Source organism: Streptomyces sp. RKAG293 (genome assembly GCF_023701745.1).
Taxonomy (GTDB): domain Bacteria; phylum Actinomycetota; class Actinomycetes; order Streptomycetales; family Streptomycetaceae; genus Actinacidiphila.
In genome coordinates this window covers 5,414,798-5,427,287 of the sequence record NZ_JAJOZB010000001.1, presented here as the reverse complement: position 1 = coordinate 5,427,287, position 12,490 = coordinate 5,414,798, and the positions used below count along the sequence as shown (strand labels likewise).

The window sequence follows — 12,490 nt, the reverse complement described above, 5'->3', positions numbered from 1 at the left end:
ATGTTGCCTTCGAACTGCCTTCACAAGCGCCGCCCTCGGTGGGATCAGCGCAGCCGGAACACCTTCATCGCGCGCAGCGAACGGCTCATGAAGGCGGCGTACTTCTCGTCGTCCATGCCCATCGACGGCGCCATCGGCAGCAGCCGCTGCGTCGCGACGGTCTGTGCCTCGGTGAACTTGAGGATGCCCTCGGAGCCGTGCCGGCGGCCGAGTCCGGAGTCCTTCATGCCGCCCATCGGGGCCTGGACGCTGCCGTACGCGGGGGCGTAGCCCTCGTTGACGTTGACGGTCCCGGAGCGCAGCCGGGCGCCGATGCGGCCGCCGCGGCGGGTGTCCTTGGTCCAGACGGACGAGTTGAGGCCGTACGGGGTGGCGTTGGCGCGCTCGACGGCCTCGTCCTCGTCGCGGAAGCGGTAGACGGAGACGACCGGGCCGAAGGTCTCCTCGGTGCAGACCGACATTGGCGACTCGACCCCGTCGAGGATCGTCGGCTCGTAGACGTAGGGGCCGATGTCCGGGCGGGCCCGGCCGCCGGTCAGGACGGTGGCGCCCTTGGAGCGGGCCTCGTCGACGTGCCGGCTGACGGTCTCCAGCTGGCGCTCGCCGGCCAGCGATCCCATGCCGGCGCCGAAGGCGAGGGCGGTGCCGAGCTTGAGCGCCCTGGTGCGGGCGGTGAACTTCTCCAGGAAGGCGTCGGCGACGGACTCGTCGACGAAGAGCCGCTCGATGGAGACGCAGAGCTGACCGGCGGAGGCGAAGCAGGCGCGGACGGCACCTTCGGCGGCCTTGTCGAGGTCGGCGTCGCGCAGCACCAGCATGGCGTTCTTGCCGCCGAGTTCGAGGGAGACGCCGATCAGCCGGGCGGCGGCGCGCTGGGCGACCTCGCGGCCGGTGCGGGTGGAGCCGGTGAAGGAGACGTAGTCGGCGTGCTCGACGAGCGCAGGGCCGATGACCGGGCCGTCGCCGATCACGATCTGCCACACGTCGGCGGGCAGCCCGGCCTCGATGAGCTGCTCGCGCGCCCACAGCGCGGTGAGCGCGGTCTCGGTGTCGGGCTTCATGACGACGGCGTTGCCTGCGGCGAAGGCGGGGAGCGCGTCACCGACCGACAGCTCGAACGGGTAGTTCCAGGGCGCGATCTGCCCGACGACGCCGCGCGGCTGGCGCAGCTCGACCACCTTGGTCAGGACGGGAACGGCACCGCCGTGGCCCTTGGGCCTGAGGTACGCGGGGGCCCGGCGCCCGTAGTGGCGGGCGGACATGACGACGGCCTGGACCTCTTCGTGGGCGTGCAGCCGGGCCTTGCCGGTCTCCAGCTGGATGAGGTCGAGGACCTCGCTCTGCCGGCTGAGCACCAGGTCGTGGAAGCGCAGCAGCACGGCGGCGCGCTGCCGTACCGGCGTGGCGGCCCAGGCGTGCTGGGCGGCGCGGGCCCGCTCGAAGGCGGTGCCGACCTCGTCAGGAGTGGCCTCCGGGAGGTCGGCGAGCTTCTCGCCGGTGAGCGGGGTGTGGTTGCTGGTGCGGCCGCTGCCGATGACGCCACGCGTGAGCCGCGCGACGAGGTCGGGGGTGACGACGTCCTGGGCTCCTCTGGCGGTGGTGGGTGCCGCCGGGTTGCCGTCGGTGGGGCGCGTGGTGCCGAGCGAGTCCGTCATATCGGCGAGATTACGGCTGATGGGCGCCTCTGGGTACCCATCAGTAGCTACTTTTCACCTGACGAGCACAATTAAGCCAGCAATCGCTGGCGCGATCTTGATTTCCGCAGCTCAGAGCATGCCCCGCCCGGTCAGCGCGGTGTGAACGTGTTCCGCGCCGTGTCAAAGGTCTGACGTCCCTGCTCCGACTTCTCCACCGGCGACGAGACCCAGATGTCGTACTGCCGGCCGTTCTCCGTCCAGCACAGGTCGAACGTCCGGCGCGCGCCACCGCCCGGGTAGCCGTCCCAGGTGAACTCCCAGAGCGCGGCCGGCCCGCCGTCCTTCGTCGTCCCGGTGACGAACCCGTCCCGGTACCCCTTGTACGCGCCGGCGCCCGCGCGGTGCTGCGCGGTCATCACCGCCATCGGGCCGTTCGGGTCCGGCTTCTCGTTGCGGACGCCGAACCGGAACTCCTTGCCGGGCGAGTAGTAGTAGATCCGCGGCGGATCGACCGACCGGTCGTAGCCGGTGGGGAGCACGACGGAGAAGCCCGACGTGTCGGTGACGGTACGGAATCCGGCCGGGACCGGGGTGGGGCTCGGGGTGACGGGCGGCGTCGTGTGCGGGGCCGACGGCGGCTGCGATGAGGGCTTCGTCGCGGTGTTCGCACTGCCGTCGGCACCGTTCATCGTCAGCACGGCGGCCGCCACCCCACCCCCGATGACCAGTGCGAGCAGCGCGCCCGCCAGTACTCCCCTGCGGGACTTCCGGCCCTTGGAGGACCCGGGGAAGGCGGCGGGGAACGGCGAAGGGGTCAGCGGCGGCGTCGGGTCCTGGGCCGGTTCCAGGACGGGATCCGGCGGGACCACGGTGTCCTGGGTGACGGTCGGGACGTGTCCCGTCTCCGTCGCCTCGCCGGTCTCGGCGTACGTGCGCAGCCACAGCTCCGCCGCCGGCGCTCCCATCCGGCGGCCGGTGTCACGTTCGAGCAGCGCGCTGACGACCGGCAGCAGCGGGCCCGCGCTCGCGGGCGGCCGGATCTCGTCGTAGACGACGGCGTGCAGCACCCCGCCGATCGAATCGCGGCGGAACGGCGAGTGCCCGTCGACGGACGCGCACAGCAGCACACCCACCGACCACAGATCGGACTCCGGCCCCGCCACCGCCCCGGACATCCGCTCCGGCGAGGTGTACTCGGGCGAACCGACGAACACCCCGGTCTCGGTCAGTGTCGTCGTTCCCGACACCCGCGCGATCCCGAAGTCGGTGAGCACGACCCGCCCGGTCTCCCGCTCGATCAGGACGTTCGCCGGCTTGATGTCCCGGTGCAGCACCCCGCGCTCGTGCGCGGCGTGCAGCGCGCCCGCCACCGCTGCGCCGATCCTGGCCGCCTCGCGCGGCCCCACCGGGCCGTCCTTGGCGAGCACGTCGGACAGCGAGCGGCCGTCGATCAGCTCCATCACGATCCACGGCCGGCCGTCCTGCTCGACCACGTCGTGCAGGACGACGACATGCGGGTGCCGGATCTGCGCCACACTCCGGGCCTCACGCAGCGCGCGGTCCCGGTACAGCTGCTGCTCGGCCTCGGACAGGTCCTCGTTGAAGTGCAGCTCCTTGACCGCGACCTGCCGGTCCAGCAACTCGTCGGTCGCCCGCCACACGGTGCCCATACCGCCGCGGCCCAGCCGCCCGGTGATCCGGTAACGGCCGGCGATCGGCCCGGGCATCCGCGGGGCCGAGGGCGCGGCGTATCCCCCGTCGTTCGCCATGCGCCCATCATGCCGCACGGGCCGGCGGCCTTGTCCGCGGACCGACAGGTCAACGGAACCGCTGCGGCAGCCGGCCTTCCTCCCACAACGCGTCCAGCCTGCGCAGAAACGCGTCGAAATCCCGCGCCGTCAGTCCGCCGGACGGTAGGTCTCGGCGGCCTTGTCGAAGATGCGCTGGACGTCGGCCCGTTGATCGTCCGGGCCGATCACCAGGACCAGGTGGTACCTGCCGTCCTGGAGCACCGCGAGATTGCGGGCGTAGACCTGGTGGCCGTTGCCGTCCCGCCAGCTGTACTCGCCCTCCGCCGCGGGCGATCCGCCCACATCGAGCGTCCGCAGCGCGCCGGCCGAGGCCCACTGCGAGGCACGGAACGGCGCCAGCTCGGGTTCGTTGGACTGGTACGCCATCGGGTCAGTGCCCGCGTCGGACGCCGCGTCGCGGCCGGGGACCACGATCAGCTGGAAGTCCCCGCCGGTGTACCGGACCTGGTCCTGGGCGTTCTTGCCCTGCCGCTGCCAGCCGGTGTGCACGGCGACCGCGAAGCCCGCGTCGTCCGTGCGCAGCGCGAAGTCGCCGCCGAGATCGGTGGCCGGCGGTGCGCTCGTCGCCGGGGGCCGGGTGGTGGGCGGCGGCTTCGCGGACGTCGGGGCGGTGGTCGGCGCCTTGCCGCTGGTCTTGTCGTCCGAGCCGGAGCCCGGCATCTGCGCCGGGACCGTCCGGGTCGTCGCACCTGCCTGGCTGCCGTCGTCGGTGGTGTTGCGCGGCATCATCACCAGCGCGTACACCACCACCGCGACCAGCAGGAGCAGCACGAGGATGAGCAGGCGGGCGCCCAGACTGCGCGGCGCCCGTTCCCTCGACGCCTTCTGCTGCGGCCCGTTCGTCCGGGTCGACTGCGCCTGGTTCACCTGCCGGGCCGACCGCTCCTGCTTCGCCCGCGCATGGCGCCGGTGGGTCGCCCCGGAGAGCCCCTCGGCGGAGGCGGAAGCGGCCGCCGCGGCCGCCGCGGACCTGCGGCGGCGGACCAGCTCGCCCCTGCGCCGGACGATCGGCAGCTTGCGGGGATCCGTCGGGACCGGCACCGTCCGCAGGCCCAGGTCGGGCTCGGGCGCGGACCGGATCAAGGAGCGCAGCCAGCCCTCCAGTTCGTCGAAGTCCGGGCGCTCCTCGGGGTCGGGGCGCAGCAGCGACTCGACGATGGGCCGCAGCGGTCCGCTCTCCTCGGCGAAGGCGGGCGGTTCCGCGCAGACCAGCTGGACGAGCTCCGGAGTGCTCTCCTCGGGAAACGGCGGGTGGCCCTGGACGCTGCGGAAGAGCAGCGAGCCCAGCGCCCACAGGTCGGCCGCGGGGCCGACGGGCGGCGCCAGCTGCCAGTTCTCATGGACGGGGGTGGCCTGTTCCGGCGCCCAGCGCTCGGTGACCGGGCCGACGACGGTGATGCGGGCCTGCCGGGCCCGCTCCTGCTCCAGCGCGGAGTCCGGTCCGCCCCAGCCGGCGCCGTTCCCTCCGGCCATCACCTCGGCCGGGACCGGGTCGTAGCCGCAGAGCGCCTCCTGCGCGGCACCGGCCGCCAGGCCGGACAGCATGGCGCGGCCGTCGTCGCAGACCAGGACGGTGCTGGCGGTGACGTTGCGGTGGGTCCAGCCGTAGGCGTGCAGGACGCGCAGCGCGACGAGCACGTCCGAGGCGACCTCGGCGGCGCGGTAGTGGCCGAGCCGCTTGTCGACGAGTAACGACGCGAGCGGCCGGGCGTTGACCAGCTCGCTGGCGATCCACAGGCTGCCGTCCTCGACGAAGATGTCGAAGACCTGCACCAGGCGCGGGTGATCGGGTATCGCGGCGGCGGCCCGCGCGGCGTCCAGCGCGCGCTGCGCGCTGTCGCTCGTACGGTCCTGGCCGTGGCCCGGCTGGTCACCGTACTGCCCCGGGCTCATCAGTTCCGCGCTGACGATCTCCGGCAGCAGTACCTGGCGGACCAGGACCTCCTGGCCGCTGTACGTGTCGAAGGCGCGCGTTTCGACCAGTTCGTACTCGTCCGCGGGTGGCCGGGGCAGGCGGTAGCGGTCGGCGAGTACGCGACCCGCGTATTCGTCCACGACGCCTCCCCAAAAGCGTCAGATCCGGTCCGGTCCGGATGCAATCTGGCTGCGGACAGTCCGCGAGCTTTCACGATACGTGCCGGAGGCATGCCTCGTGACCCGCTCTGCGCAGATCAGTTGGCCGGCTTGAAGGTGGCGAAGAACGTCTGGCGCATCTGCGCGATGGCGGGCGTGTCCCACTGGTCGGCGGGCGCGGAGAACATGATGGCGAAACCCTGGTGGTCGTTGACGACGAACCCGCGGTTCTGGACGCGACCCTTGATGCCGCCCTTCTCGGTCCGCTCGAAGATCCAGTCGGCGGCGGTGGGGTAGCCGTTGAAGGCGACATTGGCGATCGACAGCCGGTGGTAGCCACTGCTCGCGGAAGCCACCGAGCCTTCGTTCGCGAACCAGGCGGCCGCCGCGTTCTTGCCCGGCTCGTCGGTGAAGTCGATCTGCACACGCGGGAAGCCGCCGTCGGCGCTGAATATGAAGCTGTCGGCCCCCGCGCTGCCGGTCTTCTTCCAGCCCGCCGGCAGCGCGATCGAGAAGTGGCCCGCGGTCACGACGTTGAAGCCGGCCGGCACCTTGTTGTCCGTGCCCGCCGGCGGGTTCGCGGCGCCGCCCGTGCCCGCGGTGGTGCCCGCGGTCGTGCCGGCGGTGGTGCCCGCGCTCGTCCCCGCGCCCGGGTTCGTCGACGGCTGCTGTCCGGTGCCGCCGGGGCTCCCCTTCGGGGTGCCCGGTGTCTTGCCGTCGCCCACCTTGCCCGGGGCGGAGGACGCGGAACCCGGCTTGGAGTCGGGCGCGTTGTCGCCGTCCCCGCCGCTGGCCAGCGCGAAGCCGATCGCGGTGCCGAGGACGGCGAGGGCGACGGCGACGAGGGCGATGATCAGCACCCGGCGCGGTACGACATCGGTGATCGGCGCGCGCGGCGCCTTCGGCTTGGTGTCGGGCTCCCCCGGCTCCGCCGCCGGTCTCGGCTTCGCGGCCTTCGCCGCCTTGGCGGCGGTGGCGGCGGTGGCGGAGCCGGCGGCCGCGGCGGCGCCGCGCACCGAGCGCAGCGCGTTGCGGACCCTGGCCTGGTCGGCGGCGGCCTTGCGGGCGGCGGGCGGTGCGTCGGTCGGGGTGGGCTGCGGGTCCGGCGGCAGCGCGACGACGCGCGTCGCGGAGTTCCCCAGGTCCTCGGACGCCGGAGCGACCGGATGCTGCGGCGCGTTGGCGACGCGGGTGAGCAGGGTGCGGACGCCCGCGTCGTCCAGGCGCTCCGCCGGGTCCTTGATGAGCAGGCCGTGGATGGCGTCGGCGAGCGCGCCCGCGTTCTCCATCGGGCCGACCGGCTCGGTCATGACGGCGGTCAGGGTGGCGATGGCCGAGCCCTTGTCGTAGGGCGGGCGGCCCTCGACCGATGCGTACAGCAGGGCGCCGAGCGACCACAGGTCCGCCGGCGGGCCCGGCTTCTGGCCGCGGGCGCGCTCCGGCGAGATGTACGAGGGGGCGCCGACGAGCATGCCGGTCGAGGTGACGGAGGGGTCGCCGTCGATCTGCGCGATGCCGAAGTCGCTGAGCACGACGCGGCCGTCGTCGGCGATGAGGACGTTGGACGGCTTGACGTCGCGGTGGAGGATGCCCTCCTTGTGCGCGGCCTTCAGCACGTCGAGCACCACCAGGGCCACCTCGGCGGCGCGCTTGGGCGTCAGCGGGCCGTCCTCACGGATGGCGTCGGACAGCGAGCGGCCCTCGACCAGTTCCATGACGATCCACGGCCGGTCGTCCTCCTCGACGACATCGAACACGGTGACCGCGCCGGTGCCGCGGATCCGCGCGGTGGCCTTCGCCTCGCGCAGGGTCCGGGTGATCAGCCGGCGCTTCTCGTCCTCGTCGACATTTCCGGGGAAGCGCAACTCCTTGACGGCGACGGTCCGGCCGAGGGTTTCGTCCTCCGCGCGCCAGACCGTTCCCATGCCGCCCTTGCCGAGGACCTCGCCGAGCCGGTACCGGTCGGCGAGGAGACGTCCGTCGGTGCCTTGCGCCTGGCCCATGAATTCCCCTGCGGTCACTGGTGATGTGGGTCCCATCATCGCCGACCGGAGGCCCCGGAAGCGAACCCGGCTTACTGCGCGGACGGCCGGAAACCGGCCACGGCGTTGTCGAACACCGGCTTGTACTCGTCCCATTGGGACTTGGGAGCGGAAAGGTAGATGGCGTACTCGCGTTCGCCTTCCTTGCCGAATCCCAGATCTATGGCCCGATAGTCGCGTTTACTGCCTTTGAACGTGAACTGCCAAATGGCGGCGTTCTGTCCGAATACGGTCGTCGGCTGCATGCGCTCCTGGTGATAGCCGGCCAGGGTGTCGCGCACCTTGGTCTCCAGGGACTTGAAGTGCGCGAGGTGGTCGGGTCCCGCGTAGTCCAGGACGCTGAACTTGAGGCCCACGAGCCCGGTGGGATCGATGTAGTTGACCTCACCGTCCGCCACCGTGCGCCGCCAGCCCTTCGGCACCGGCACGGCGAAGCCCTTGGCGGCCTCGGTGACGAGCCGGTAGTTCTTCGGGAGCGGCGGCGGCTCCGCGGTCGTGGACGGCGAGGGGCTGGGCGTCGCGGTATCCGGCGGCGGGGTGTGCGTCTTGGACGCGGTGGGGCCGCCGCCGTCGTCCCGGAAGTACGCGAAGGCCGCGGTCCCGCCGCCCGCGACGGCGGCCGCGGTGAGCACCGCGACGACCCACCGGGCCCGGCGCCGCGGCCGGGGTGCGGCGGCCGGCGTGCCACCGGGAGGAGTCGTGGAGGCTTCGGGGACCGGCTCGGCGCCGTGGCCGACCGTCACCTGGGCGGTCGCGCGGGCGGGTTCGGCCGGCCGGCCGGATCCGGACCCGGCGGGCGTGACGGTGGTCGACGCGGTGCCGCCGCGCTCGAAGCGCGTGGTGTCCGTACCGGCGGCCGGCAGCCGCAGCAGCCGTTCGGCCTCCTCCGCCGACATCCGCTCGCGCGGATCCTTGGCGAGCAGCCCGGCGATGACGTGTTCCAGCGGCCCGGCGTTGGCGGCGGGCAGCACCGGGTCCTCGGAGATGGCGTACGCGGTCTCGATCGCGGTGTCCCGGCGGAACGGCGAGTTCCCCTCCACCGCCTGATAGAGCGTCGCACCCAGCGCCCACAGGTCGGCCTCCGGGCCGGGCGACTGGCCCTTGATGCGTTCCGGCGAGAGGAAGTCGATGGAGCCGATCAGCTCGCCGGTGCGGGTGAGCGTCGAGGTGCCGGACGCCTGGGCGATGCCGAAGTCGGTCAGCACCACGCGGCCGTCCCCGCCGAGCAGGACGTTGCCCGGCTTCACGTCGCGGTGCAGCACCCCGGCGCGGTGCGCGGCCCGCAGCGCGGCGACCATGCCGCGGCCGATCCGCGCGGCCTCCACGGGCGCCAGCGCGCCGTGTTTCTTCAGCGCTTCGCCCAGCGTCATGGACGGCACGTACTCCATGACGATGGACGGCAGGCCCTCGTCGTCCACCACGTCGTGCACGACGATGACGTTCGGGTGGCTGATCCGGGCGGCGGCACGGGCCTCCCGGCGGGTGCGCTCGAAGATGGTGGCCAGTTCGTCCTCGTGCAGATGGGGCTGCGGGGGATGCAGCTTCTTCACCGCGACCTGGCGGCCGAGCAGTTCGTCCTCCGCGCGCCAGACCGTGCCCATGCCCCCGCGGCCTATCCGCTCCACCAGCCGGTACCGGCCGGCCACGAGTCGCCCCGCCTCCGCGTGATCAGACACCATGCGCCCCTCTGCTCCCCCGTCGGTCCCTAGAGAGGCACGATATCCGGCGCGCCCAGCCGTGCCGCGTCCGCGGTCGTGTCGTCGGGCTGGCGCTGCGACTCGCGCTCCGCCTCGACGCGCTTCTGGTAGTGCTCGACCTCCTTCTCGATCTGCCCCTTGTCCCAGCCCAGGACGGGCGCCATGAGCTCGGCGGCCTCGCGGGCGCTGAGGGTGCCGCGGTCGAACGTCTCGATCGAGATACGGGTTCTGCGGGTCAGCACGTCGTCGAGGTGCCGGGCGCTCTCGTGCGACGCCGCGTACACGATCTCGGCCCGCAGATAGTCCTCGGCGGCGGGCAGCGCGTCCCCCAGCGACGGATCCTCCACGATGAGCTGCAGGACCTCCTCGGCGAGCGCGCCGTACCGGTTGAGCAGGTGCTCGATCCGGGCGACGTGCAGCCCCGTGCGGGCGGCGAGGCGGGCCCGGGCGTTCCACAGCGCGTGGTAGCCCTCGGCGCCGACCAGCGGCACCTCCTCGGTGATGCACTCCGCGACCTTGTGGTCCAGCCCGTGGACGGCCTCGTCCACCGCGTCCTTCGCCATCACCCGGTACGTCGTGTACTTGCCGCCCGCGACGACGACCAGCCCCGGCAGCGGGTGCGCCACGGTGTGCTCGCGCGAGAGCTTGCTCGTCGCGTCCGACTCACCGGCCAGCAGCGGCCGCAGCCCGGCGTACACGCCCTGGACGTCGTCCCTGGTCAGCGGGACGGAGAGCACCGAGTTGACGTGTTCGAGCAGATAGTCGATATCGGCGCTGGACGCGGCCGGGTGCGCCTTGTCGAGGTCCCAGTCGGTGTCGGTGGTGCCGACGATCCAGTGCCGTCCCCACGGGATCACGAAGAGCACGCTCTTCTCGGTCCGCAGGATCAGCCCGGACGACGAGTGGATCCGGTCCTTCGGCACGACCAGGTGGATCCCCTTGGACGCCCTGACGTGGAACTGTCCGCGTTCGCCGATCAGCGCCTGGGTGTCGTCCGTCCACACCCCGGTCGCGTTCACGACCTGCTTCGCCCGGACCTGGTACTCGCCGCCGCCCTCCACGTCCTGCACCCGGGCGCCGACCACGCGTTCGCCCTCCCGCAGGAAGCCGACCACCCGCGCCCGGTTGGCGACCTGGGCGCCGTACGCCGAGGCGGTCCTGACCAGCGTCGTGACGTAGCGCGCGTCGTCCATCTGGGCGTCGTAGTACTGCAACGCGCCGACCAGGGCGTCCTTCTTGAGGGCGGGGGCGACCCGCAGCGCGTGCTTACGCGTCAGATGGCGGTGCACGGGCAGCCCGCGGCCGTGCCCGGACGAGAACGACATGGCGTCGTACAGGGCGACGCCCGAGCCGGCGTAGAACCGCTCCCAGCCCTTGTGCTGCAGCGGGTACAGGAACGGCACCGGCTTCACCAGGTGCGGGGCGAGCCGCTCCAGCAGCAGGCCGCGCTCCTTGAGCGCCTCGCGCACCAGGGCGAAGTCGAGCATCTCCAGATAGCGCAGACCGCCGTGGATCAGCTTGCTGGAGCGGCTGGAGGTGCCGGAGGCCCAGTCCCGCGCCTCGACCAGGCCGGTCGACAGCCCGCGGGTCGCCGCGTCGAGCGCCGTACCGGCCCCCACGACGCCGCCGCCCACGACCAGGATGTCGAGCTCCTCGTCCGCCATCCGGGCGAGTGCCGCCTCGCGCTCGGCCGGGCCCAGTGTTGTCGTCCGCATTCGTGCCTCCTGTTGTGGAGCAGGTGCGTGCGCCCCGTCACTCGATAGTGACCGCCACAGGGGCCGACAGCCACCTTTGCAGACCCGGACACCCCCGGACCGGCGCCGGATCCGTGGACGAGTACCCCGGAGTTCCGGCGCGCCGTGCGGTCATATCAGCCTTATGTCTGGTTAGCCTGTTTTGAAGCCATTCGTGGCTGCTAGGGAGAGGACTGACCCCCATGCCCGCAGACCTCGCCGTCATCGGACTCGGCCGCGCCGGGATCCTCCTCGCCCAAGCGGCCGCCGCCGCCGGAATCGGCGTCATCGGATACGACGCCGACGAGAACACCGCCGCCGACATCAACGCCGGCCGCGTACCGGCCGGCTTCCTCGCCGCCGCCGACATCCGCCGGATGCTCGCCACCGGATTCCGCGCCACCTCCGACCCCTCCGTGCTCGGCCGGGTCAGAACCGCCGTGATCTGCGCCCCGACCCCGCTCGGCGCCGACCGCGCCCTCGACCTCAGCGCCGTGGCGGCCGCCGCACGGGCGCTCGCCACGCATCTGCGGGCGCACACCACCGTGGTGCTCGAATCCACCGCCTACCCCGGCACCACGGAGGAATTCCTCCTCCCGATCCTGGAGGAGTCCGGCCTGCGGGCCGGCCGCGACTTCCATCTCGCCTACTCCCCCAGCCGCGTCGACCCCGGCAGCCGGGACCACCACATCCCCAACACCCCCAAGGTCATCGGCGGTTACACCTCCGCCTGCACCGAGGCCGCCGCCGCGTTCTACGGACGCTTCGTCGAACGCGTCGTCCGCGCCCGCGGACTGCGCGAGGCCGAGACCGTCAAGCTGCTGGAAACCAACTACCGGCACGTCAACATCGCCTTCGCCAACGAGATGGCGGTCTTCTGCCACGACGTCGGCGTCGACCTGTGGGACGTCATCCGCTGCGCCGAGACCAAACCGTTCGGCTTCCAGGCCTTCCGGCCCGGCCCCGGCGTCGGTGGACCGGGCGTCGCCCTCGACCCCAACTACGTCGCCACCCGGGCCCGCACCCCCGGCTACCCGCTGCGCATCGTCGAGCTGGCCCAGGAGGTCAACGGACGCATGCCGCGCTACGTCGTCCAGCGCGCGGCCGCCCTGCTGAACGAACACGGCAAGTCACTGCGCGGCGCCCGCGTCCTGCTGCTCGGCGTCACGTACAAGGCCGACCTGGCCGACCAGGAGAACGCCCCCGCCCGCGAGATCGGCTCCCGTCTGATCGAACTGGGCGCCCAGATCTGCTACCACGACCCGTACGTTCCGGAATGGCGCGTCCTGGACCGGCCCATCCCCCGCGCCGACTCCCTCTGGGAAGCCGCCGCCGACGCCGATCTGACGCTCCTGCTGCAGCACCACCGCACCTACGATCTCCAAGGCCTCGCCGTCAAGGCCCAGTTGCTCCTCGACACCCGCGGCGCCACCCCGGTAGGAGCCGCGGCCCGCCTGTAGCGGACCGGTAGCGGTCACGTAACGGCCCGCTGAAACG

General features: G+C 72.5%; 7 protein-coding genes. 1 reads left to right on the top strand and 6 read right to left on the bottom strand.

Features of this window, described 5'->3' with window-relative positions:
- Positions 1-44: 44 nt before the first annotated feature.
- From LNW72_RS24350 to LNW72_RS24325, 6 genes are all read right to left on the bottom strand, one after another.
- Positions 45-1,655: a succinic semialdehyde dehydrogenase gene (locus tag LNW72_RS24350; RefSeq protein WP_250977312.1), complete on the bottom strand. Its 1,611-nt coding sequence runs from the start codon at positions 1,653-1,655 to the stop codon at positions 45-47.
- 131 nt (positions 1,656-1,786) lie between these two features.
- On the bottom strand, positions 1,787-3,406 hold the full coding sequence (locus LNW72_RS24345; protein WP_250977311.1) for a serine/threonine-protein kinase: 1,620 nt from the start codon (positions 3,404-3,406) through the stop codon (positions 1,787-1,789).
- A 129-nt stretch (positions 3,407-3,535) separates the two neighbouring features.
- Positions 3,536-5,503 (bottom strand): protein kinase, encoded by a 1,968-nt coding sequence (locus LNW72_RS24340; RefSeq protein ID WP_250977310.1) that lies wholly within the window; start codon positions 5,501-5,503, stop codon positions 3,536-3,538.
- Positions 5,504-5,619: 116 nt separating this feature from the next.
- Entirely contained in the window at positions 5,620-7,524 is a 1,905-nt protein-coding gene (locus LNW72_RS24335) for a serine/threonine-protein kinase (RefSeq protein ID WP_250977309.1), read from the bottom strand.
- A gap of 71 nt (positions 7,525-7,595) precedes the next feature.
- Positions 7,596-9,242, bottom strand: coding sequence for a serine/threonine-protein kinase (locus tag LNW72_RS24330; protein ID WP_250977308.1), 1,647 nt, complete (start codon positions 9,240-9,242; stop codon positions 7,596-7,598).
- A gap of 26 nt (positions 9,243-9,268) precedes the next feature.
- Entirely contained in the window at positions 9,269-10,975 is a 1,707-nt protein-coding gene (locus LNW72_RS24325; RefSeq protein WP_250977307.1) for a glycerol-3-phosphate dehydrogenase/oxidase, read from the bottom strand.
- A 221-nt stretch (positions 10,976-11,196) separates the two neighbouring features.
- On the opposite strand from LNW72_RS24325, the gene LNW72_RS24320 reads away from it, so the two are divergent.
- A complete protein-coding gene (locus LNW72_RS24320) occupies positions 11,197-12,453 on the top strand; it encodes a nucleotide sugar dehydrogenase (protein WP_250977306.1) in 1,257 nt (418 codons plus the stop codon).
- Positions 12,454-12,490: the final 37 nt, after the last annotated feature.